This is a genomic window from Pseudomonas sp. UTLPPB19802, assembly GCF_059730225.1.
This window is the reverse complement of the sequence record NZ_AP048545.1, coordinates 3,684,969-3,706,001: the sequence shown is the minus strand read 5'-3', so window position 1 is coordinate 3,706,001 and position 21,033 is coordinate 3,684,969. Positions and strand designations below refer to the sequence as shown.

Sequence of the window (21,033 nt, the reverse complement as noted above, 5' to 3'; positions counted from 1 at the left end):
GCGACTCAGGGTCAAGCGGGATCACCGCTTCTTGTCACGACTCAGAAAGCCACACCGGCGGGCACGTCCTTGACACAGATATCTTTAATGGTCAGCCCACACTCACATGGGGTCATGGCAGCCACTGGCTCGCCTGGGATTTGATACACGATGCGCAGACCCATCACTTACCCCCGAAAGTTTGAACGCTGTTGTAGGGGAAATCCGTCATGACGAAATTTGCGCCGGTGCCAAACCAGCAGCGCTGACGCTTGTTACCCGCAGTGCGCTAACCGTGGGGGCCGCCGAGGCACCACTTGACACGTTGATTGAGTTGACGCCCCCACGGTGTAGCAGAAGCTGTGGTTCGGGCTTGCCAGTGGGGTGGCAAAGTTGATTGTGAAGTCCCCCACACCGTTATATGCAATGCTCGAAACGTTGAAGCTGTCCCGCACTGCGACCGTTCCAGTGCCATTCCAAGAAACCCAGGCCGAGCAGGTGGCCTTACCGCACCGCGCATGTCGGACAGCAGATCGCGCTTGGTTGCCCCGGCCACGACGAAAGCCCAGTCGTGCTCGACGGCATACGCATCTGTCCATGCGCAAGAAGCGAGGTTAGTCTTGCCCCTGAAGTATTCGATCTGCTCATTGAACGGCAATGAGCCGTGAGACACTGCCATTTTCACCAATTCCGGAGTTCAAGATGGGGTTCTATTTCGATTTCAAAGCTTGCAAATGCCCTAACGTCGATGGAGAGCTAGAGAGCATTCCAGCAGGACGCTACGTCGTAACCGAACAAGCTGATGTGGTAAGTGTTAAAACAGCCACAAAAACCTTTGAGCTGTACAAGGACGATTTCCTATCGCTTAAAAAACAAAACATAGTGACCCAGCCGCTGGGCTAAAGCCCTCTGAGTACATCGTATCGCCCGGCCAGACTCGCCGCCGCCAAGCCATCAGCCATGGCGCTGGCGAGCTGCTCGGCGTTCATCACCGGGTAGGCCTCGATCAGCCGGTCGCGGAACTCTTCAAGGCTTGATACCGATTCCAACAGCTCCTTCATTGCCTCCACCATGTCATCCATGGGCGCGGCGGCAGCCGCTTCCATCGTTTCGACCTGGCTATCCACCACATCCGGCACAACAGCCGGAACCGGCGCGGCTGGTCGCTCGCGGTTGCCCCTATGTCTTCGATAAGCTCGTTGAATGCGTTTTCGGTGCCGTCGTGCGTGCTGATCACGTGCACCTCACCGCCCCAGATCAAGAGCGCAAGTGCTGCCTTCAGCAGCTCGGCAAGGTCTTGATGGAAAGCGGCCTCATCGATCACCACCACGCCCTGCCGACCACGCAAGTTACTCGGGCGACTGGTCAGCGCGACAATGCGGTGCCCACTGGGGAATGAGATGGTAAAGGTCTTGATGTGCTTGTCTGGATCTTCATCAGGCCAAATGCCTTCTTCGATCTCGCCTGCCCCGTAGTTGAAGACGCGCGACTACATTGCGCAGGCCTGGATGTATTCGACCGTCATGTCCTGGTTGTAGCCCAAGTAGTAGACCGTCTGGCCTCCGGCCTTTTTCTCTGCGGCAGCCACAAGCACGTTGTCGCCAGCCTCTGCCCAGGTCAGGCCGATACGGCGCGACTTCTCGGCGACCTTGAGAGGCACGCGAATGTTGACCCAATCCTTTTGATACTCCAGAAGGACAGACGGAGCAGCGACCCCGGCAGCACTCAACATTGACAGACTGCTCATGCACGCCTCCAGAATGCTAGTCTATTGCCATCATCAATGTGTTGCAGAGGTGCTAAATGATTGACTGGTTTGCAGGTGCAGTGGAAAGCGCAAAGGCGATGAAGGAAATCGGTCAGTCGTTGCTCACAATTCGCGACGAAGGAATTATCCGCGAGCGTGTCTATGAGCTGAACAACAGCCTGATGGACCTTCAGCAAAAGCTGCTTGAGGCACAGCTCAACCAGATGGAGCTGGTCAAGAGGATTCAAGCACTTGAGGCCGAAAAAGGGCAAGAGAATCAGTCTAAGAACGTCATCGCGCAGTACACTATCAAGGCCTTCCAGACCGGGGCTTCTGCATACATTCTGAAAACCGAAGTCGACGCGGAGCCTTCCCGGTTCTTCTGCACCGTTTGCTTGGAAACTGCATCTACAGCAGTCACCCTTCAGGGAGGCCGAATAAAAACCTGCCCTAAATGCAAGAGTGCGATTGCCACGGCCCCCATGCCTAAAGTGAACGTGCCGACCCGTATAAGAGGCTGGTAGGCTCATGAGACAACCCCCAAAATTTCCCGGCGAATCTCTTCCTCCGTCTTGGCGCTGAGGCCACCTTTCTTAGCGATTTTCTCGACCTGATTCGCCGCATCCTCGACCTTGGCCCGGACCTCGGCTTTCCATTTCGCCTGGACGACAGACGCTCGGCCCAGCTCGGCAACAGCCTTGGCCACCTTGGGCAGGTCGATCTTGTTTTTTCATAGCCGCTGGCCATGAGCAGCTTGAACAGGTGCTCCTGCACCAGGCGCATCAAGGCCTCGTTGACCGCGCCTTCATCATCCGGGCGGCCTGGACTACGGCCTTGGCCTGCTCGCTGGACATTCGCAGTGCAGCAAGCTTGTCCTCGAACTCGCTCTCGTACCGATGCAACGCGCTCTTGCCGATTCAATAGCCACGCGACTCCAGCTCGGCGGAAAGCAGCTCGTAGCCACTGAAGTTCGATTCGACCAACGACTGACCAAGCCAGGCTTTCACCTCGGCCGGCAGCGCGGCGACCTTGCTACGCGGCGGCATTACCAGTACTTCTCAGGACGCGCAATGCCAGGGTGGCAACCCACGGTGTATTCGGCGATGTCGACGCCGAGGGCCGTGAGCCCCACAACCCAAGGCCCGGCTGGGGACTTCACGATGGTTGCGAGCGAGCGGTCGGCCAGGTAGTCCAGTTCACGACGCAGCTCCAGCGCAGTGGCGTCGGGATAGATACCCTGCACCGTCGAGAGCACTACGGCTTCATGTGGGTCGACCGGGCGGCTGGTGCTGAGGGTGAGCAGGATGTACCAGCGCAGCGATTCGCGGCGTAATTTGGATGGGTCGATGTTCGTTGGTTAGCTCCCCGGAGCGGCACGTTTTCAAGCTTGAGGGCTAGCCCGTCGAGCTTGGACTCGATGATGGTTTGATTCCGCACCCAGTCTTCGCGGCGCAGGTAATGCAGGGGCATTTCCCCGCGCAACTCCTTAAGGCCAAGCTCGACTTGGCGCAGCCGGTCAGAGTCCTTCGCAAGCTCTTCGAAACCGGCACCACAAGCAGGCCTTCGCCCGTTTGTTCTACGCCCGCCATACCGGCGACCATCACAGTTTCTTCGGCCCCGGCTACATGACCTGCGACACCGCCAAGGATTGGCGGGTGGTACTGTTTCCCGCCTGGCTGATCGTACTCCACAGCCTGGCGTTCGCCCTGCCGTTGTGGCTGCTCGTCCTGCCGTTCAACAGCAACGTCGCCGGGTTGTTCGCCAGCGGTACCCTGCTCGGCTACCTGGCCTACGAGGCGTTCCATGCCTGCGAGCACCTGCCTGGCAGTCATCCGCTGGCGCGCCTGCCGTGGATCCGCCAGATGCGCCGGCTGCATGAGCTACACCATCGACGCGAACTGATGCAGGGGCGCAACTTCAATATCGTCCTGCCGCTGATGGACTACCTGTTCGGCACCCTGCACTGGGAGCCGATCGAGGATTGACAGACCTCAGCCGCAGGGTGTCTCGGGCAGCTTCGGCAGCAGCCGGCTGAGTTGCTGCGGTGGCTGGTGAACCAGGCCCGCGGGCGACTCGCAGACACGCTGGATGAAGTTGTCGCCGAACAGCAGCTTGCCGTGGACGAAGTACTCGTTGCCGCGCTGGTTGGGGTTGTCGATGCGCGTGCCCAGGCGCGCGGCCAGCCAGCGCCCCGCTTCGTAATGGCTGATCCAGCGCTCCGGGGTCAACTCCTCCAGCGCCGCAGGGGGTGCCTCGCGGGAAACGACGATCATCGGCACATCGCTGACCTGCGGCACCAGGTCGTTATGCCCCCACTGGCCATCCTCACCCAGGCGCTGGCCATGATCGCCGGTGATGATCAGGTAGCGCTCGCCCTCGAGCTTGTCGAAATCCTCGACGACCTGCGCCAGCAACGAATCCAGGTAGTACACCGAGTTGTCGTAGGCATTGGCCTGGCCGCCACTGCCGCTGTCCGGCCAGGGCATCGCCCGGCGCTCGTGCCGGTAGTTGTTGGCATAGGGCAGGTGCGCGGTGCGCAGGTTCAGCACGACGAAATTGCGCGGGCCCCACTGCTGCTGGTCGAGTACCTCCAGCAGCGCCCGGTCCTGGCGCTGGAGGAAGCGCAGCGGATGGTCCTCGCGGGTGATCGATACATCCATGTAGCGGCTGCCCAGGTTCGCCAGCAGCTTGGACTCCTGGGACGACAGCCAGTAGGTACGGAAACCGGCCACCTGGGCCAGGCGGAACAGGCTGGTTTCGTTGGTGCGCAGCAGGCGGTCCTGGCCCGGTTCGCGGATCGGGTTGAGCAGATACGGCAGGCTGACATCAGTGGCGACGCCGGCGGCAATGCCCGGACGTACCAGGGCGCTCGGGTGTTGCTCCAGGTATCGGCCGAGTTTCGGTGTGGTATCGCGCCCATACCCGAACACCCCGAGGCGGTCGCTGCGCAATGAATCGGCCACCACCAGCCAGACGTGCCTGGCACTGCTGGGGATCGAAGTCAGTTGGTAGGGTTTGAATGGCGTCGCCGGCAATACAGTCTCGGGCCGAAAGGCCAGGCGCACCGACCAGGCCGAAAACGTATTGAGGCTGTTGTGCAAGGCACTGCGGCTGGCACTCGGGACAAAGGCGTCAAGGTTGCGGTAGGTGGCCCGATAGGGTTTGGACAACAGCACCACGGCAATCAACAGCAACGCCCAGCGGCTGGCCGGCAGGTCGACCCGCCCCGGCAACCTCAGGTGCAGGTAGATCAGCGCAGCATAGGGCAACGCGACACACAGCAAAACCGGCCAGTGCGCTGCCAGGCCATGCCAGGCGCCGGCCCGTACCTCGCCGAGGTCGCCGCTCATGGCCTTCAGGTCGATGGCACTCAAGGGCTCGCCGAAAAAACTGATGTTGCCCAGTTGCAGCAACTGCATTGCGGCAAACAGCAGGAGGATCGCCAATACCACGTAGCGCAGGTTGCACAACCAGAGGGCCGCGCTGAACAGCCAGAGGGTGACGACATAGGCCAGTTCCAGTTCGGCCCGGTTGTTCGCGGTGAAGCGTTGTTGCAGGAAATCGTCGAGCAGCAACAGCAGGCAACTGAGGGAAGTCAGCCCCAGCAGGTTGAGCCAGGCGCGTGGGCGCCCCACGGGGCGGTAGGACAACAGGGAGATCGACATGGGCAGGTCCGCAAATGAATCGGGCGGCGCCCAAGATCGGCGGCGAAGCTTAATGCAGTCTTAGTGAGCAACGGGTTGTTACAGTTGATCCGTATCCAAATGCTTCGCGCCAGCGATGATGGCGCCTTAGATTGGCACGAGGGCCAGGCGGTGCGGGTATTACTGGTAGAAGACGATGAGGCGCTGGCTCGCGGTATCCAGACGGCTTTGCGCGGCGAAGGCTACACCCTCGACTGGCTGGCCGATGGGCGCCAGGCCGCCCATGCCCTGCGCTGCGAGCGTTTCGACCTGGTCCTGCTGGACCTCGGCCTGCCGCAACTGGACGGCCTGAGCCTGCTGCGCGAAACCCGTGCCCTGCCCGACGGCGATGTGCCGGTACTGGTGCTGACCGCCCGTGATGCCAAGGCCGACCGGGTACTGGGCCTGGATGCCGGCGCCGACGACTACCTGGTCAAGCCCTTCGACCTGGATGAACTCAAGGCCCGCATCCGCGCCCTGCTACGCCGCAGCCAGGGGCGCGCGCAGCCGTTGCTGGAGCATGCCGGCATCAGCCTGAACCCGGCGACGCAGCAGGTGCATTACCACGGCAATCCGGTGCTGATGACGCCCATGGAATACCAGTTGCTGCACCAATTGCTCAGCCGCCCAGGCGCCGTCGCCACCCGCGAGCGCCTGGGCGCCGCGCTGTATGGCTGGCAGGACAGCGGCCCGGGCAACACCCTGGAAGTACTGATTCACAACCTGCGCAAAAAGCTCGACAGCGGGCTGATCCGCACGGTACGCGGTGTCGGCTACCTGCTGGAAGCACAACCGTGATCTCCATTCGCAGCCGCATCCTCGCCCCGACCCTGCTGCTGGTGATTGCCGGCAGCCTGACCCTGGCCTGGCTGGCCCTACGCGACAGCCATCGGGAGATCGAGGAAATCTACGACGCCCAGCTGGTACAGTCCGCCCGCCTGCTGCAGGGCATCCTCGAACAGCAGCCAGCGCAGGCCAGCGACTGGGGGCGCCTGCAAGCGGCTTTTGGCCGGGCGATGTCGCAGGTGGGCAACGAAGGCCACATGCACCCCTACGAAACCCTGCTGACCTTCCAGATCTGGGATAACGACGGCAAGCTGCTGTTCCGCTCGCTGGATGCCCCCGCCCTGTCTGCCCCACCACCCTCCGGCGCTCACGACTTCACCGACGGTGATCGGCAATGGTGCGGTTTCCTGCTCAGGGACGACAAACAGGGCCTGCAGATCTGGGTCGGTGAACGCGACGACCTGCGCCAGGACCTGATCCAGCGCATCGTCCAGCACACCCTCTGGCCGACGCTGATCGGCCTGCCGGTGCTGGTCTTGGTGATCTGGGCGCTGCTGGGCTGGGGGCTCCGGCCGTTGCAGCGCCTGCACCGCCACCTGCGCAACCGGGCCGTGGACAGCCTCGAACCGTTGCAGGCCGGTCCCTTGCCTCCGGAGCTGCAGCCGATGCGCGCCACCCTCGACCATCTGCTGGAACAGCTGGGCGCGCTGCTGGAACGCGAGCGGCGCTTCATTGCCGACGCGGCCCACGAACTGCGCACTCCGCTGGCAGTGCTGGCTATTCATGCGCAGAACGCCCAGGCCGCGCAGACTGCCGAAGAGCGCGACGAGGCCCTGGTTTTCCTGCGCCAGGGGGTCAGCCGGGCGACACGGATCGTCAGCCAACTGCTGACCATGGCACGCCTGCAACCGCAGGCCCTGCCACACCAGGAACTGAACCTGGCCGCCCTGGTGCGCGAGGAACTGGCCGAACTGACGCCATTGGCCTGGGAGCGCCAGGTCGAACTGGTGCTGGACTGCGAGGACGACATACGCCTGCTCGCCGATCCCACCACCCTCTCCATCCTGTTGCAGAACCTGGTAGGCAATGCACTGAACTTCGCCCCGGCGGCAAGCGAGATACAGATCGTGCTTGAACGTGCGGGCCCCTGCACGATGCTGCGAATCATGGATGAAGGGCCGGGGGTGAGCGACGAACTGCTCGGCAGGCTGTGCGATCGTTTCTACAGCGCCGGTAACCCGCAGGGTGCGGGCCTGGGCCTGTCGATCGTCGAGGTGATTGCCCGTAGGCTGGGTGGCCGCCTGGCATTCGCCAACCGTCCCCAGGGCGGGCTGCGCGTGGAACTGCAGCTGCCCACACCAGCGCCCGCTTGACACTGCGCCCCCCGGCAGCAGGCACTTTGATGGCCCCCGGACCGCTCAGCAACAGCCAGAATCACTTTATTTTCAGGCAGTTAGGTTGAGTGTAGATGCGAACAGTATGGACCACGCTGATTTCGTTTTCCCTGGCGGGCATCGCGCTCTGCGCCGAAGGCAAGGAGCTGAAATCGAACGACCGCTATATGTGCAGTTGGGGTGCCGGCACGGCGGCCAGGGCGCAGGAGCTGAAACTGTCGGGGGTGTCGCTGTACGCCGCGCGACAGAAAATCCAGGCCTACAAGTTCAGCAAGGGCTGGATGCGCATGATGGCCCTGGGTATCACCGAACAGACCTACGACAGCCAGTCACGGCTCAAACCCGAGGCCATTCGCCGCGGGTTCTACGAGGATTGCGTCAAGTACAAACTGGCACGTCGCTGAGTGGGAGCGCGACTCACTTGGTCGCGACCCGCTCCACATCGCCCGAAGTCACCAGCGCCTTGAGCGAGGCATCGAACTGTTTCAGTGCATCGACCTGCAGGTCGCGCTGCTGGTTGATCTGCGCGGCGATCTCCGGCGCGGCCTTGCCCTTGACCCACACCGACGACAGTTGCTTGCCGGTGGAGCCCTCGGCCTGGCCGATGTACTGCAGGTTCGAGTCATAGAACTTGGCGATGAAGCGCGCCTCGAACTGGTTGTTGCGCTTGGTCACCAGGCGACTGTAGGTGTCGAGCATCACCACCACGTCGGGACGGGCCTTCACCACCGCGTCGAGGTTGTCGTAGACGGTCACCGACGTGAATTGTTTCTGCAACGACGCTTTCAGCCAGTCGATCGCCAGCTTCGGATCGGAACTGCTGACGAATGCGCTGCTGATGCGCGAATCGAGGGCGTCGTTCTTCGCCCCGTTCAGCGCAACGCTGTGGTAGCGCTCCAGGTATTCGATGGTGTTGACGGTGTTTTCGCTGTAGAGCACGCCGACCGAACGGGCCTGCTTCAGGCTGAAGCCGCTGTCGGTCACCGGCAGGAAGTGGCAGGACTGCTCGCCGTTGGCGCTCTCGGCGGCCTGGGCGGGAAAGGTGGCAGCGATACCTGTAGCAAGGACGGCGACAAAAGCCAGCAGGGTTGAAATTTTCATCGCTTGGGTTCCTTCAGAAGCAGGTTCGGTATGACGCTATCTTCCTCTTTCGCCCAAAAAACAGAACTTGCGTTTTTTGATGGTCACTATCAACCGAACGAATGATGGAAGGCAGCGAGCTGCAAGGACTGGCATGTGCGCCGACCTTGAACCTCCTTCCCTGGCAGTAGGCCGTGCAACTGCCTGCGCAACTGCGACACAACTACTACAGATACAAGTCATAGCCTAGCAGAGCGCCAAATCGGCGTAGGCTTTTTCTGACCTCTCGGACAGCCTGCATTCAATAATCGGAAACCAGCGGGCTAGCGCTATAACTCACTGAACTAACCAACCCAAAAACCAGCACTTTTACGTCTGAGCATGGGTCTTTCGAGTGCGTTTATCAGCAGGCGGGGACCGCCTTGTCGACGGCACTGGATTGCGCCCGCCGCAGCAGCCCCTCAAGCCAGGGAACGTCCGCAGGACTCACCAGCCCATAACGCTCCGGTGCGAAGAACGTCCAGTGATGAGCCATGCGGGTCAGACTGTCGAGCTCGCCACGACTCAACCAGTACCGGGTTTCGACCAGCTCCAGCGACGCTCCGGAAAAACGCAGCCCGAGGGGGATGTTGGTTCGAGGAGCGAAGGCAATCGCCAGTTTCTGGCTCAACGGCCATTGGCTGGCCGCCGCTGGCAGCACCTGCGTACCGTAGCCGCGAAACATCCCGGCAACGCGCTCGCACAGTACCAGCCAGTGGCCCTCGGCGGTCCGCGCCAACAGCCACTGCACCACCCCACTGTCGGCCAACTGCTGAAGTTGCCCATCGACCCATCGTGCGACTTGCGGATTATCCGGATCGAAATCGCTCGACCACAGGCTGAACGCTGACACCAGGGTGTGCCGCTCCAGCTCGACCTCGGCCACCTCGCACAGGCACCGCCAATAGCGCAGCCGTGGATCGTGATGCGCCCGGTGGCGGTTCCAGGCCACCCATCCCATGAAACCCAACAGGGTGCTCGCCAGCATCGCCGTCGAGATAGCCTCCATATGCTGCTGCGGATCGAATCCGGGCGCGAACAACGCCTGGTAGGTCAACAACACGAGGATGATGCACAGCATCGGCGCCCACAGACCGATCACCACCGGCAGGATCATCCACTCCAGCCAGCCACTGTGGTGTCCATTGCCCTTGTACAGCGCCCAGGCCTTTTCCTCCGGGGACATCGCGACCCGCTCGCGTTCGTCGATGCGCGGGTCCGGTGTGTGGAATCGTTCGTACAGATCGTAGTCATTGTCGGACATGGCGCCTGGCAATCCTGGTCTTGGCGGGTTTCGAGCGGGCCGTCATGGTGGACGTTTAAGTTAACACGACCGGGTGAGCCGCAAAGGATCAGCAGGCCCCCTCAATCACCCACTTCACCTTCGCCAGCGCTTCGCGCAATACCGTCATGTCCACCGACCCCAGCGCCAGGCGAATCGCGTGGGGCACATGAGCCGAAACGGCAAAGGGCTCGGCGGTCGAGACCGACACGTCCAGATCCAGCAACGCCTTGGTGATCCGATCCGCCCGCGCCTCCTCGGCCAGCGGCAGCCAGAGAAAGTAGGAAGCGGGATGGGTGATGCACGGCAAGCCCGCCAACACTTCGGCCGCCAGGGCCTGGCGGGTCCGGGCATCGCGACGCTTCTCGGCTTCCAGGCGAGCGACCGTGCCGTCCTCGATCCAGGCGCAGGCCAGGGCCGTCATCACCCCCGGGGTGTTCCAGGTAGTGGCCCTGATCGCTCGCTGCAACAGCGCGACCTTGGGCAACGGCGCGGCAACAAAACCGACCCGTAGTCCGGTGGCCACATTCTTCGACAGCCCCGAGACATAGATCGTCCGCTCGGGTGCCAGCTCGATCAGCGGTGGCGGCGGGTCTTCGGCCAGGAAGGCATAGGCACCGTCCTCGATCAGCAGCAGGTCGTGTCGGAGGGCAATTGCCACCAGTTTCTCGCGTTGTTCGAGACCCAGCACCCAGCCCAATGGGTTGTGCAACGTCGGGATCGTGTAGACCGCGCGTACACGACGGGTCCGGCACAACTGGTCCAACGCCTGCAGATCAGGCCCATGGTCGAGCAAGGGGAGCGGCAGGATTTCCAGGTGCAGGGCCTCGGCGGTCACCTTGAACCCCGAATAGGTCAACGCGTCGGCGACAATCACGTCGCCGGGTTGCAGCAGCGCCATCATCGTCACCGCCAGGCCGTGTTGGGCGCCGCCGACGATGAGTACCTGCTCGGGCGTGACCTTGACGCCGCGAACCCGCAGGTGGCGGGCCACGATACTGCGCTCATGCAGGCGTCCGGCATGGGGCTGGTAGCGCAACAGGGACTCCAGGTCGCCCGACAGCGCCAGTTGTCGCAGGCCGTTGCGCAGCAGTTCCGACTGCCCCGGCAGCGAGGGGTAATTGAAGTTGAGGTCGGCCACGCCCACGGCGATTTCCGGCTGGTCGATGCCCTGCCCCGGCGGCAGGCTGGTTTCCCGGACGAAGGTGCCGCGACCGGTTTCGCCACTGACCAGGCCCATGCTCTCCAGTTCGCCATAGACCCGGGTGGCCGTCACCAGAGCGACGCCGTGGGTTTCGGCCAACTGGCGGTGGGTCGGCAGGCGGCTGCCCGGCGACAGCCTGCCCGAGCGGATGTCCGCGGCGAGGCTGTCCACCAGGGTCTTGTAGCGCAGGCGTGGCATGTGCAAGCGTATCCATGACAATTTTTTGATTGTCATCATACGCACTCCTAGCATGGACACAACCGGTTCCCGGTTCAACCTTGAGGAGCATGCTGCCGGATGGAACAGCTATCGAACGTGCAACAACCGACGACCAGCCAGCGCACCAGCGGATGGCTCAACGGCCTGATCGGCGTGGTGATTTTCAGTGGTTCACTGCCCACCACGCGGCTGGCGGTGCAGGAGTTCGACCCGGTCTTTCTCACGGTGGCCCGTGCGAGTATCGCCGGGGTGCTGGCGCTCGCCTTGCTGTGGGTTTTCGGGGAGCGGCGCCCGGCACGGGGCCAGTTGTGGTCACTGGGCGTCGTCGCCCTCGGGGTGGTGCTCGGGTTTCCGCTGTTGACGGCGTTGGCCCTGCAGTATGTGACTTCGGCGCATTCGATTGTCTTCGTTGGCTTGTTGCCGCTGGCGACGGCGGCCTTTGCCGTCCTACGGGGTGGCGAGCGGCCGCGGCCGGCGTTTTGGTGTTTTTCGGTAGTGGGCAGTCTGCTGGTGGTGGGGTATGCGCTGGCCCAGGGGCTCAGTGCCTCGCCCGTGGGGGATCTGTTGATGCTGCTGGCAATTCTGGTCTGTGGGCTCGGGTATGCCGAGGGGGCCAGATTGTCACGGACGCTGGGTGGCTGGCAGGTGATCTGCTGGGCACTGGTGCTGTCGTTGCCCTTGATGCTGGTGTTGAGCCTGGTTTGTGCTCCGCCGGGCTTTTCGGGTGTGTCTACGGCGGCTTGGGTCAGCCTGGGGTATGTGTCGGTGTTCAGTATGCTGGTCGGGTTTGTGTTCTGGTATCGGGGGCTGGCCCAGGGCGGCATTGCGGCGGTGGGGCAGTTGCAGTTGCTGCAACCGTTTTTTGGGTTGGCGTTGGCGGCTACTTTGCTGCATGAGCAGGTGAGTCTGGGGATGGTGGGGGTGACGGTGGCGGTGATTTTTTGTGTGGTGGGGGCTCGGAGGTTTGCTCGGTAGGAGGCTTGTTAGTAGAGGTTTTTTTGGGGTGCGGGGCGGTAATGGCCCGCCGGGAGATTGTCGGGCATATCCGTTTGCGCGTTTAGCTGATGTGTTGGTTTCGCCCTTTACGGGCGAGTCACTTTTGCCAAGCGGCAAAAGTAACCAAAAGCGCTTGCCCCTCCATTCGGCCCTCGCTACGCGAGGGTTCCTTCGCTCCGGTCCCGTTTCGAGAGCACGCCGCGATGGGCCATCCATGGCCCAACACGGCTCGCCCGGCATCCCTGCCGGGCGTCTCTCGAAACAGAACCTCCACTCAGCCTGCTGGGCGGGGCAGGTAGATCAAAAGCCAAATCAAAAGCCAGAGCCAGAGCCAGAGCCAGATCTGGGGCTGGGGCTGGGGCTGGGGCTAGGGCTAGGGCTAGGGCTTATCCTGTGGGAGCGGGCTTGCCCACACATAGGCCGGCGATCACATCAGAAATCCCTCTGATTCTCCGCTCCATCACAACTATGTTATTCGCGCTCTTTTTGTAGCTCTAAGGCTACAGCCATTTCCTATATATATTCACACGAAACCTCAGGCAAGCTTTTATTATTTCCAAATAACAGAAAACCTATCCGTTCGGACAGTTTTTAAGCCTTCTAAAAATATATTAAATATCCACTTACAAATGAGCGCAGCCTGGGTCTTTGGCAGCCATAAAGATAATAAGCACATCTCTGCCGGCTGCCAAAAATATAAGAAAGATAAATTTCGATACCGTTCCTTTCTGGCTTTACACCACGATCACTGAGACTTTGAAGCTGGAGTCAAAAATGAAAATCACCTATCTACTGTTAGCTACCTCCTTGTTACCGGCCATCAGTGCAGCACAAACACCCATTCTTGCTTCACTTGAAGCCAAGGGCATTCCGGTAACAATCCTCGATGATGAAAGCCTCGGCAAGATCAAGGGCGCTGCCATGATTACCGGCCATCCCTACCCCAGCGTTATCCAGGGTTTGAAGATATACAACATCAGACTGAAGCGCTTTGGAAACGAGCACGATTACAGGTCCTACTACTCGGTAGGCAGCAACTGGAGCCCGCACAAACATCTTGAGCGTACGGAAGATGGCAGGACCTACAAAATTGCTGGCGACCTTTGGCTGGCAGACAAATCTGACTCTCCTGGTGGGCAGTGGAATGCAAGCAACGCCGTAGAAGTGGATTTCCATTATCAAGCTCTGGACCAGAATGGAGCGCCGCTCAACTTCGGCTGGAGAGAAACCAGTTGGAACAGGCCCATCTCGACTTTTTCCTGGTAGTCACCACTCCTGCACCGTACCCAATCAACACGCCAGTCCGCGTAGATTCTCCACTTACAAGGCACACACATGAAAATCAACAGCAACCTAACTTCACAAGCACAAAACTCACCAACTCCTCCAAAAACAACACATCAGATAGAAAACCAGAATCACTTTTCAATAGACACTCTCCAAAACGTCAAAAATGAAGACGACAAAGTCAGTATCAGTACGGCCGCCATGGATCTGTCGGACACAATGGACCCGCCTGTTCCGGTAGGCGCCATGCCGAGCTGGTGGGGTCAGTTTGCGGTCGAAGTCATATTTCTATCGGACTTGCCAGGTTGGAAAGGCGAAGTTGGCTCAATATTCGACAGAAGCGGAAAATTTTCGAATCTTTCAGCTGGGGAAACAGATGAATACTTCAAGCTGTTGCAGTCACACATGGATGCCCTGTACGAACGAAACGGTCTCATCGACGATGAATCGACCTACGCCGCCCTCAACTCCCGTTCCATGAACGAAAAACTCCATCAGGAGTTCCTCGAAGGCATCAGAAACGACCCACGAATGGCCGAGTTCGTCGGTCGCCTCGGTATCGCGATTTCCTGACCTCCTCGCAGCAACTCCACCGACCACGCTCCTGCAGCGTGGTCAGCCAATGCCTTTCCCTGAGGCCAGGACGCTAGCATGACCAGTCCCTTCAAACTGCTCGCCGCCATCGGCGTGATCTTTCTGTATCTCTACGAATCCATACCGGTCCTGGCCGATAACCTGGTCCTGAAAAATGGCGATCAGGTATCCGGTCATATCATCTCGTTCAGCGACGGGCTGTGTATCTTCGATACCCGTTACGGTTCAGCGATTCGGGTGCCCACCACTGAAATTCTCTCGATCGGCAGCGACAAGCCCTACTCTCTGCTGTTTGCCAGCGGGGAAAAGGTCACCGGAAAAATGCTGCTCTCCGCCGACCACTGGACACTGCTGCAATCGGAAACGTTCGGCACCGCGCCCATCGAAGTCTCGGCCATCGTCCGCCTGACGCAAGCGCTGCCCCAGGCAGCCACCGCGCCAGGGAATCCACCAACGGAGAACCCGGACAGCCGTTATGGCACACAGGAGCAAAGCCAGCCGCCACTGGATTTCCTCACCGGCTCCACCGTGCTGCTGTCGCCCGGTGAATATGAATTGGACCTGGGCATCGCCTACAAACAGAATCGTATCCAGTACGGCCTGCCGCAGGCCGGCTATTTCCAGCGTTCGTCGTACTCGGCGCGGCAACTGGAGCTGCGCCCGACCTTCCGCGCCGGTCTTCATCGGGACCTTGAGGGCTACCTCAGCGTGCCGTTCACCTATAGCCAGGTCGAGGACGTGTCCAGCAACGCGTTCGTGCGCAAGACCGCTGCCTGGCGCCTGGCCGATATCGCCCTCGGCGCGCAGTACCAGATCGTCGAGGAGGACGCCCACACCCCGGCGATTGCGCTGAGCCTGGACCTCAACATTCCCACGGGACAAAAACGCTACAACGATGTTTTCAACCGCTGGAAAGACCCGTTGAACAACGGCTCCGGACACTGGAGCCTGACCCCCGGCGTGGCGTTCGTGCGCAGTACCGATCCGGCCATACTCTTCGGCGGCATCGGCTACCAGTACGCCTTCGCCAACACCATAGACGGCTATCGCCTCAAGCCTGGCGGGGTGTTCAAGGGGTATGCCGGAGTCGGTTTCGCCCTCAACGAACGACTGTCACTCGGCGGCCGGCTGGCCTATGCCCACAGCGCCAACCTGCAGGCCGATCACCAGACCATCCAGGGCTCCGACGCCGATCCACTGGAGCTGTCCTTGAGCGCGGCCTATCGGCTCGACGACAATTGGGTGCTCTCGCCGGAGATCACTCTTGGCTTGAACGACGACGCCGGCCCTGCTGCACTGTCGGCACATTTCAAGAGACGGTTCAATTGACCGGCCAACGGCTGGCGAGCGTGCTTATCCTGTTCACGCTGCTGTTCGACAGCCAGATCACCACGGCGGCTGGCCCACGGTTGCAGTCGATGAAGCAACTACGCTTTCACGGCATCCAACGCCAGACCCTCGACTATTCGTGCGGTGCGGCGGCGCTCGCGATATTGCTCAAGCGTTACCTTGGCGAATCGGTCGAGGAAACGCAGATCCTTGCCGATATCGTGCTGCGCCTGTCGCAAGCCGAGGTACGCGAGCGGGTCCGGGAAGGCTTCTCGATGCTGGACCTCAAGTCATCTGCCCGGCATCTGGGCTACAACGCCGAAGGCGTACTGCTGCCACCGCAAGCCCTGCATGCGCTGGACGGTCCGGTAATCATTCTGCTACGCCGCAACCGGCTCAATCATTTCGTGGTACTCAAGGGCGTCAAGCAAGGACATGCCTTCCTCGCCGACCCGGCACGCGGCCACCTGCGGCTACCGTTGTTCGAGCTGCTCAACGAATGGCACGGCGAAACGCTGATCGTCGGTCACGCGGATGGCCGCCAACCGGGGGACTCTGCGTTGAGCTCCCCCGGTGCACACTACAGGGATGCCGAGACCGACGTCGTCAGAACCCTGCTGGGCCCGTCCAGCCGCTGACCCGGACAGGCACCGAAAATTTACTTCGAGGCCGCGCACGACAACGCCACCCACTCCTGCACCGCCGGGTGCTGCCATTGCTGGCGCGCATACGCGACCAGCCCATCCGGCACCGGATCGCCATTGAGGATCAGCCGGTTGAGCATCAGCGCCAGGTCGACATCGGCAATCGACCATTGCTCGAACAGACTGCTGCGCCCATCGGCCAACAACGCCTGCGCGCCATCGAGCAGCTTGCGCGCGGCCGCCTCGCCCGCCGCCGACAACGGACCGCCCTTGCGGCCCTGGAAAATCACCAGGGTCGAACGCTCCTGGCGCAGCGCCTGCAAGTCGCTGCGCAACCAGGCCTGCACCTGTCGCGCCCGCGCCCGTTGCCGGGCGTCCCGCGGGTAGAGCGGTGCCTGCGGATAAAGTTCGTCGAGGTATTCGGTGATCGCCGACGACTCGGACAGGGCAAATCCATCCTGCTCCAGGGTCGGCACCCGTTGGGTCAGGGACAGGCCGGCATAACCTGGCGCCTGCTGCTGGCCGGCGTCGAGATCGAGGGGCTGCAGGTCGAATTCGACACCCTTCTCCCGCAGCGCGACAAACACCGACAGGGCATAGGGGCTGGTGTACTGGGCATCGACATACAAACGCGGACGGGCATTGTTCACGGCACACTCTCCTTGGGATGTGCACGACACGCTACGGGATCTGCCCGGACAAATGAAATCATGGATTTTCATGGGCGTATTCCCGAGCGGAATACTGGGAATTAGGCTATGGTAAACGCCGCTGCTCCAGGCACGTCCTACGGGTAGCGCATGTAATGGACTCTGATACTCACGGATGAAACGATGAACTCACAACTGTTCCCTCATATTGGCAAGGTCATCGCCAGCACTGGCAGTCGCAGTTTTCCGCGGATGCTGCATGACCTGATTCTTACTCAGTTGTCAGTCGACGCCACGCATATCCGCAAGCTGCCGATGGACACCCATACCACCCCGGTATCGGCCAGTGCCGGCAGCCAGGTCATCACCCATGGCGAACTGATCTCCGCGGCGTCCCACGCAAAGGAATCGGCCCTGCACCTGACCCGGCGCAAGGATGACTGCAGCTACACCCTCTCGGTGTACCGTTCGGACGAGTCGCAGCAGTTCTCTGCCCAGGAACGGAGCATCCTGCAGGACTTCTCCCCGCTGCTGCTGCCGATGGTGGAAAAACACATCAGTGCCCTGCAACCCCTGTCGAGTTCACTGGACAGCCAATCCGCCCTGCCCGACAGCCTGGAAAGCCAGGGCCTGCAGACATTGCGCCTGCGGTTTGCCGATCGCCTGGCGCAGTCGGGGCTGACGCTGTCCAACCGGGAAATGGATGTCTGTGTCGGTCTGCTGTCCGGCCGCACGGCGCCGGTGCTGGCCGAGCATCTCCAGCTGAAGGTCAACACCGTGGAGAGTTACCTCAAGCGCGCGGCCATCAAGATGGGTATCAGCGGGCGCCACTCGCTGATGCGCTGGATGTATGCGGAGGAAGTCCCGGTCCCGGTGGTCGTGCCGACGGTGCCGGTGTAACCGGCCTGCCGGCGGCCCGGCGAGGGGGTGCACCCTGGCATCCCCGCCGGCCCCGCCTCAGTCCCGCGCCAAAGCCTCGATCGGGTCGAGCCGCGAGGCATTGCGCGCCGGCACGAAACCGAACACGATGCCGATCAGCGTCGAACAGATCACCGCCGTGGCGATCGCCCCCATCGAGAACACCATCTGCCACTCCTTGATGAACAGCGAGAACAGATAGCCGATTCCGAACGACAGCGAAATGCCGATCATCCCGCCGATCAGGCAGACCATCACCGCCTCCACCAGGAACTGCTGGCGAATGTCCGACTGGCGCGCACCGACCGCCATGCGGATACCGATCTCGCGAGTGCGCTCGGTCACCGACACCAGCATGATGTTCATCACGCCGATACCACCCACCGCCAGGGAAATCACCGCGATCAGCGACAGCAGCAGCGCCAGCGAGCGACTGGTCTTGTCCACCGTCTGCATGATGTTGTCGAGGTTGTTGGTGAAGAAGTCCTTGGTGCCGTGGCGTTGCTGCATCAGCTTGACCACGTTGTCCTCCACCACCTTGCTCGGCTGGCCATCCTTGATCCGCACCATGATGCTGTCCAGGTAGCGTTGCCCGAGCAGGCGACCGGCCGCGGTCTCGTAGGGCACCCAGACATTCAACTGCTTGCTGGAGGTGAAGATGTTCTTGTTGTCGGCCGTCACCCCGATCACCGTGCAGGGCAGGTTGTCCAGCAGGATCACCTGGCCCAGCGGGTCGACATTCGGCCCGAACAGGCGGTTGCGCGTATTGTGGTCGATCACCACCACCTGGGCCTGGCGCCGGGCATCGCTTTCGCTGAAGGAAATCCCCTGCGCCATCTTCAGGCCACGCACCTGGAAGTAGCGGTCACTGACACCGTTGACCTGGGCATCGAGGTCGACGTTCTGGTAGCGCAGGAGCATGTTGCGCCCGACCATCGGCGTGGCGCTGTCGACGTAGTACAACTGGCTCAGCGCAAGCACATCGGCCGGTACCAGCGTCTCGATCCGGCTGGCCCGGCTGTCGCCGAAACTGGTTCCCGGATAGATGTCGATGGTGTTGCTGCCGATTGCCTGGATGTCCTTGAGCACATAGCGCTTGGCGCCTTCGCCGATGGCCGAGATCGACACCACCGAGGTGATGCCGATGACAATGCCGAGCATCGTCAGCAGCGTGCGCATGCGATGCGAGATCAGCGCCACCCAGGCCATGTTGAAGGCTTCCTTGAACAGCCCGAAGCTGGCCACCAGGCGCCCTGCCCCGCGCGAAGCCAGCGTGGCCTTTTCCAGGGCGGACAGGTCGTCGCTGACGCGCTCGTTGCTGCGGTCGCTGATGATCTCGCCATCGCGCACCTCGATGATCCGCTCGGCGTTGGCGGCGACCTTGGGGTCGTGGGTGACGATGATCACCGTATGCCCGGCAGCGTGCAGTTCCTGGAGGATCTGCATCACCTCCTTGCCGCTGTGGGTGTCCAGGGCACCGGTGGGTTCGTCGGCGAGAATCACCTCGCCGCCGTTCATCAGTGCCCGGGCGATACTGACCCGCTGCTGCTGGCCGCCGGACAGCTGGTTCGGGCGATTCTGCAGGTGCGCGGCCAGGCCCAGCCGATCGAGCAGCTCGCGAGCCCGGCCATGGCGCCGGGACTCACCAGTGCCGGCATAGATCGCCGGCATCTCGACGTTGTGCATGGCACTCAGGTGCGGCAACAGGTGATAGCGCTGGAAGATGAAACCGAAATAGTCACGGCGCAACGCGGCCAGTTCCTCATTGCCCAGGTCACGGGTTTCGCGGCCGTTGATCCGGTAGCTGCCGGCGGTCGCGTAGTCGAGGCAGCCGAGGATGTTCATCAGGGTCGACTTGCCCGAGCCCGAGGCGCCGGTGATCGCCACCATTTCCCCGGCATTGATCGTCAGGTTGATGTTCTTCAACGCTGTGAACTCACGCTCGCCGGCCATGAAGCTGCGGCTGATGCCGCTCAGTTCCAACAGGGGCCGAGTCATTGCCCGGCCCCCGCCACGGCCGGCGTCGGCTCGCCGATCACCACCTTGTCACCTTCGGCCAGGCCGTCGTTGATCTGCACCTTGACGTTGTTGTTGATCCCGGTGCGCACCTTGCGCTCCTGGGCCACGCCCTTGGCGTCGACCACCCGCACCGGATAACTGCCATCGGCGTTGCGCGTGCCGAGGGCCGCCACCGGTACCGTCAGCACCGCCTTGGCGGTGTCGAGGACGATACGCACCTGGGCGGTCATGGAAATACGCAGGCGATGGTCGGGGTTGGGTACATCGAACAGTGCGTTGTAGAACACCGCGCTGTTCTGCTTGGGCGTGCCGGCGGTCTGGGTTTCCAGGAAGTTCTGCGGCGCAGGCTCGGTACCACGCAGTTTGGCGTAGTAACGCTTGTCCGCCTCGCCGAGGATAGTGAAGTACACCTCCTGGCCGGGGCTGATATGGATCACGTCGGCCTCGGAGACCTGGGCCTTGACGGTCATGGTGTCCAGGTCAGCCAGCTTGAGCAGCACCGGTGCCAGCTGGTTGGCGATCACGGTCTGGCCCTCCTGGGTGACGATGCCCACCACATCGGCATCGATCGGCGCCACGATACGGGTGTAGGCCAGGTTGACCTTGGCCGTGTCGATCTGCACCTTCGCGCTCTTGATCTGCGCCTCGAGCGCGGCCAGGTTGGCGCGCTGCACCTCGTAGTTGGACTCGGCGGTCTCGAAGTCCTGCCGGGAGATCGCCTCGTCGCTCTGCAGTCCCTGGTAACGTTCATAGACCGCCTTGGTCTGCTTCAGTTGGGCCTGGGTCGCGCGCCGCTGCGCCTGCAGGTTCTCCTCATCGACCTGGGCCTGGCGCAGGGTATTCTGCAGTACCAGCGGGTCGATCTCCGCCAGCCACTGGCCCTTGCTGACCTTGTCGCCGACCTTGACCTTGAGGGATTTCAGCTGCCCGGATACCTGGGCCCCGACATCCACCTGGCGGATCCCTTCGAGCAGGCCGGTCGCCAGCACCGTGTTCTCGATATCCGAACGCTCGACCGTGGCGACCAGGTACTGCGGCGGCTCGGCAGGCGCGCTCACCGTGTAGAACACCAGGCCGGCAAGCGCCACCACAGCCAGCCCGATACCCGTCTTGCGAAACTTCGATTTATTCATAAATGACCATCAATACCTTGAGAAAGACTTGAAATCGAACCGCAGCAAGG

Annotated in this window: 22 protein-coding genes and 2 pseudogenes; 12 read left to right on the top strand and 12 right to left on the bottom strand. The window is 61.7% G+C overall.

What is annotated here, in order from left to right:
* Positions 1-636 precede the first annotated feature (636 nt).
* Entirely contained in the window at positions 637-882 is a 246-nt protein-coding gene (locus AC6I6U_RS16525; protein WP_497877117.1) for a hypothetical protein, read from the top strand.
* On the opposite strand, the gene AC6I6U_RS16520 is transcribed toward AC6I6U_RS16525, so the two are convergent.
* Positions 879-1,085: a hypothetical protein gene (locus tag AC6I6U_RS16520; protein ID WP_497877116.1), complete on the bottom strand. Its 207-nt coding sequence runs from the start codon at positions 1,083-1,085 to the stop codon at positions 879-881. The two genes, AC6I6U_RS16525 and AC6I6U_RS16520, sit on opposite strands and share 4 nt — an antisense overlap.
* 383 nt (positions 1,086-1,468) lie before the next feature.
* Positions 1,469-1,726, bottom strand: a complete 258-nt coding sequence (locus tag AC6I6U_RS16515) for a hypothetical protein (protein ID WP_497877115.1) — start codon at positions 1,724-1,726, stop codon at positions 1,469-1,471.
* A gap of 56 nt (positions 1,727-1,782) precedes the next feature.
* On the opposite strand from AC6I6U_RS16515, the gene AC6I6U_RS16510 reads away from it, so the two are divergent.
* The gene (locus AC6I6U_RS16510; protein WP_497877114.1) at positions 1,783-2,250 is read left to right on the top strand and encodes a hypothetical protein; all 468 of its coding nucleotides are present in this window, start codon (positions 1,783-1,785) and stop codon (positions 2,248-2,250) included.
* Between the two features lie 2 nt (positions 2,251-2,252).
* Here AC6I6U_RS16510 and AC6I6U_RS16505 read toward each other — a convergent pair whose 3' ends face one another.
* From AC6I6U_RS16505 to AC6I6U_RS16495, 3 genes and pseudogenes are all read right to left on the bottom strand, one after another.
* Entirely contained in the window at positions 2,253-2,432 is a 180-nt protein-coding gene (locus AC6I6U_RS16505) for a phage protein Gp27 family protein (RefSeq protein ID WP_497877113.1), read from the bottom strand.
* 76 nt (positions 2,433-2,508) lie between these two features.
* Positions 2,509-2,772: pseudogene (locus AC6I6U_RS16500) on the bottom strand (phage protein Gp27 family protein).
* Positions 2,772-2,981, bottom strand: coding sequence for a hypothetical protein (locus AC6I6U_RS16495; protein ID WP_497877112.1), 210 nt, complete (start codon positions 2,979-2,981; stop codon positions 2,772-2,774). The pseudogene AC6I6U_RS16500 and the gene AC6I6U_RS16495 overlap by 1 nt, the downstream one beginning before the upstream one ends.
* A gap of 292 nt (positions 2,982-3,273) precedes the next feature.
* Here AC6I6U_RS16495 and AC6I6U_RS16490 point away from each other — a divergent pair.
* A pseudogene (locus AC6I6U_RS16490) lies at positions 3,274-3,705 on the top strand (sterol desaturase family protein); the annotation flags it as partial.
* 12 nt (positions 3,706-3,717) lie between these two features.
* Here the strand turns inward: AC6I6U_RS16490 and AC6I6U_RS16485 are convergent.
* Positions 3,718-5,391 carry a phosphoethanolamine transferase gene (locus AC6I6U_RS16485; protein ID WP_497877111.1) on the bottom strand — a complete coding sequence of 558 codons (1,674 nt, stop codon included), beginning with the start codon at positions 5,389-5,391 and terminating at the stop codon, positions 3,718-3,720.
* Positions 5,392-5,541: 150 nt separating this feature from the next.
* Here AC6I6U_RS16485 and AC6I6U_RS16480 point away from each other — a divergent pair, with 150 nt between their 5' ends.
* The 3 genes from AC6I6U_RS16480 (at position 5,542) to AC6I6U_RS16470 (ending at position 7,993) form a co-directional block, all read left to right on the top strand.
* Positions 5,542-6,207: a response regulator gene (locus AC6I6U_RS16480; RefSeq protein WP_497883046.1), complete on the top strand. Its 666-nt coding sequence runs from the start codon at positions 5,542-5,544 to the stop codon at positions 6,205-6,207.
* Positions 6,204-7,568, top strand: a complete 1,365-nt coding sequence (locus AC6I6U_RS16475; protein WP_497882959.1) for an ATP-binding protein — start codon at positions 6,204-6,206, stop codon at positions 7,566-7,568. The genes AC6I6U_RS16480 and AC6I6U_RS16475 overlap by 4 nt, the downstream gene beginning before the upstream one ends.
* Positions 7,569-7,663: 95 nt before the next feature.
* The gene (locus tag AC6I6U_RS16470) at positions 7,664-7,993 is read left to right on the top strand and encodes a hypothetical protein (RefSeq protein WP_497882958.1); all 330 of its coding nucleotides are present in this window, start codon (positions 7,664-7,666) and stop codon (positions 7,991-7,993) included.
* 13 nt (positions 7,994-8,006) lie between these two features.
* Here the strand turns inward: AC6I6U_RS16470 and AC6I6U_RS16465 are convergent, their stop codons facing one another.
* The 3 genes from AC6I6U_RS16465 to AC6I6U_RS16455 form a co-directional block, all read right to left on the bottom strand.
* Positions 8,007-8,690, bottom strand: coding sequence for an ATPase (locus AC6I6U_RS16465; RefSeq protein WP_497882957.1), 684 nt, complete (start codon positions 8,688-8,690; stop codon positions 8,007-8,009).
* Positions 8,691-9,072: 382 nt separating this feature from the next.
* Positions 9,073-9,972, bottom strand: a complete 900-nt coding sequence (locus AC6I6U_RS16460; RefSeq protein WP_497882956.1) for a hypothetical protein — start codon at positions 9,970-9,972, stop codon at positions 9,073-9,075.
* An 88-nt stretch (positions 9,973-10,060) separates the two neighbouring features.
* Positions 10,061-11,392, bottom strand: coding sequence for an aminotransferase-like domain-containing protein (locus AC6I6U_RS16455; protein ID WP_497883045.1), 1,332 nt, complete (start codon positions 11,390-11,392; stop codon positions 10,061-10,063).
* Between the two features lie 99 nt (positions 11,393-11,491).
* Here AC6I6U_RS16455 and AC6I6U_RS16450 point away from each other — a divergent pair, with 99 nt between their 5' ends.
* The 5 genes from AC6I6U_RS16450 (at position 11,492) to AC6I6U_RS16430 (ending at position 16,257) form a co-directional block, all read left to right on the top strand.
* Positions 11,492-12,388: a DMT family transporter gene (locus AC6I6U_RS16450; protein ID WP_497882955.1), complete on the top strand. Its 897-nt coding sequence runs from the start codon at positions 11,492-11,494 to the stop codon at positions 12,386-12,388.
* Positions 12,389-13,183: 795 nt separating this feature from the next.
* A complete protein-coding gene (locus AC6I6U_RS16445; protein WP_497882954.1) occupies positions 13,184-13,675 on the top strand; it encodes a hypothetical protein in 492 nt (163 codons plus the stop codon).
* A gap of 69 nt (positions 13,676-13,744) precedes the next feature.
* Positions 13,745-14,269, top strand: a complete 525-nt coding sequence (locus tag AC6I6U_RS16440) for a hypothetical protein (RefSeq protein WP_497882953.1) — start codon at positions 13,745-13,747, stop codon at positions 14,267-14,269.
* Between the two features lie 78 nt (positions 14,270-14,347).
* Positions 14,348-15,619: a transporter gene (locus AC6I6U_RS16435; protein WP_497882952.1), complete on the top strand. Its 1,272-nt coding sequence runs from the start codon at positions 14,348-14,350 to the stop codon at positions 15,617-15,619.
* Entirely contained in the window at positions 15,616-16,257 is a 642-nt protein-coding gene (locus AC6I6U_RS16430; RefSeq protein WP_497882951.1) for a C39 family peptidase, read from the top strand. The genes AC6I6U_RS16435 and AC6I6U_RS16430 overlap by 4 nt, the downstream gene beginning before the upstream one ends.
* 20 nt (positions 16,258-16,277) lie before the next feature.
* Here the strand turns inward: AC6I6U_RS16430 and yfcF are convergent, their stop codons facing one another.
* The gene (gene yfcF, locus AC6I6U_RS16425; protein ID WP_497882950.1) at positions 16,278-16,913 is read right to left on the bottom strand and encodes a glutathione transferase; all 636 of its coding nucleotides are present in this window, start codon (positions 16,911-16,913) and stop codon (positions 16,278-16,280) included.
* A 183-nt stretch (positions 16,914-17,096) separates the two neighbouring features.
* On the opposite strand from yfcF, the gene AC6I6U_RS16420 reads away from it, so the two are divergent.
* Entirely contained in the window at positions 17,097-17,813 is a 717-nt protein-coding gene (locus AC6I6U_RS16420) for a helix-turn-helix transcriptional regulator (RefSeq protein ID WP_497882949.1), read from the top strand.
* Between the two features lie 57 nt (positions 17,814-17,870).
* On the opposite strand, the gene AC6I6U_RS16415 is transcribed toward AC6I6U_RS16420, so the two are convergent.
* Together AC6I6U_RS16415 and macA are read right to left on the bottom strand one after the other, a co-directional pair.
* Complete coding sequence (locus AC6I6U_RS16415; RefSeq protein ID WP_497882948.1) at positions 17,871-19,829, bottom strand: MacB family efflux pump subunit; 1,959 nt, start codon at positions 19,827-19,829, stop codon at positions 17,871-17,873.
* The gene (gene macA, locus AC6I6U_RS16410; RefSeq protein ID WP_497882947.1) at positions 19,826-20,983 is read right to left on the bottom strand and encodes a macrolide transporter subunit MacA; all 1,158 of its coding nucleotides are present in this window, start codon (positions 20,981-20,983) and stop codon (positions 19,826-19,828) included. Before macA ends, AC6I6U_RS16415 begins: the two co-directional genes overlap by 4 nt.
* Positions 20,984-21,033: the final 50 nt, after the last annotated feature.

Excerpts from the sequence above, each read along its gene's own strand:
- AC6I6U_RS16450 (WP_497882955.1), top strand. The coding sequence starts at position 11,492 with ATGGAACAGCTATCGAACGTGCAACAACCGACGACCAGCCAGCGCACC.
- AC6I6U_RS16470 (WP_497882958.1), top strand. The coding sequence starts at position 7,664 with ATGCGAACAGTATGGACCACGCTGATTTCGTTTTCCCTGGCGGGCATC.
- AC6I6U_RS16510 (WP_497877114.1), top strand. The coding sequence starts at position 1,783 with ATGATTGACTGGTTTGCAGGTGCAGTGGAAAGCGCAAAGGCGATGAAG.
- AC6I6U_RS16420 (WP_497882949.1), top strand. The coding sequence starts at position 17,097 with ATGAACTCACAACTGTTCCCTCATATTGGCAAGGTCATCGCCAGCACT.
- AC6I6U_RS16520 (WP_497877116.1), bottom strand. The coding sequence starts at position 1,085 with ATGGAAGCGGCTGCCGCCGCGCCCATGGATGACATGGTGGAGGCAATG.
- AC6I6U_RS16525 (WP_497877117.1), top strand. The coding sequence starts at position 637 with ATGAGCCGTGAGACACTGCCATTTTCACCAATTCCGGAGTTCAAGATG.
- AC6I6U_RS16515 (WP_497877115.1), bottom strand. The coding sequence starts at position 1,726 with ATGAGCAGTCTGTCAATGTTGAGTGCTGCCGGGGTCGCTGCTCCGTCT.
- AC6I6U_RS16415 (WP_497882948.1), bottom strand. The coding sequence starts at position 19,829 with ATGACTCGGCCCCTGTTGGAACTGAGCGGCATCAGCCGCAGCTTCATG.
- macA (WP_497882947.1), bottom strand. The coding sequence starts at position 20,983 with ATGAATAAATCGAAGTTTCGCAAGACGGGTATCGGGCTGGCTGTGGTG.
- AC6I6U_RS16455 (WP_497883045.1), bottom strand. The coding sequence starts at position 11,392 with ATGCCACGCCTGCGCTACAAGACCCTGGTGGACAGCCTCGCCGCGGAC.
- AC6I6U_RS16440 (WP_497882953.1), top strand. The coding sequence starts at position 13,745 with ATGAAAATCAACAGCAACCTAACTTCACAAGCACAAAACTCACCAACT.
- AC6I6U_RS16465 (WP_497882957.1), bottom strand. The coding sequence starts at position 8,690 with ATGAAAATTTCAACCCTGCTGGCTTTTGTCGCCGTCCTTGCTACAGGT.
- AC6I6U_RS16460 (WP_497882956.1), bottom strand. The coding sequence starts at position 9,972 with ATGTCCGACAATGACTACGATCTGTACGAACGATTCCACACACCGGAC.
- AC6I6U_RS16435 (WP_497882952.1), top strand. The coding sequence starts at position 14,348 with ATGACCAGTCCCTTCAAACTGCTCGCCGCCATCGGCGTGATCTTTCTG.
- AC6I6U_RS16485 (WP_497877111.1), bottom strand. The coding sequence starts at position 5,391 with ATGTCGATCTCCCTGTTGTCCTACCGCCCCGTGGGGCGCCCACGCGCC.
- AC6I6U_RS16445 (WP_497882954.1), top strand. The coding sequence starts at position 13,184 with ATGAAAATCACCTATCTACTGTTAGCTACCTCCTTGTTACCGGCCATC.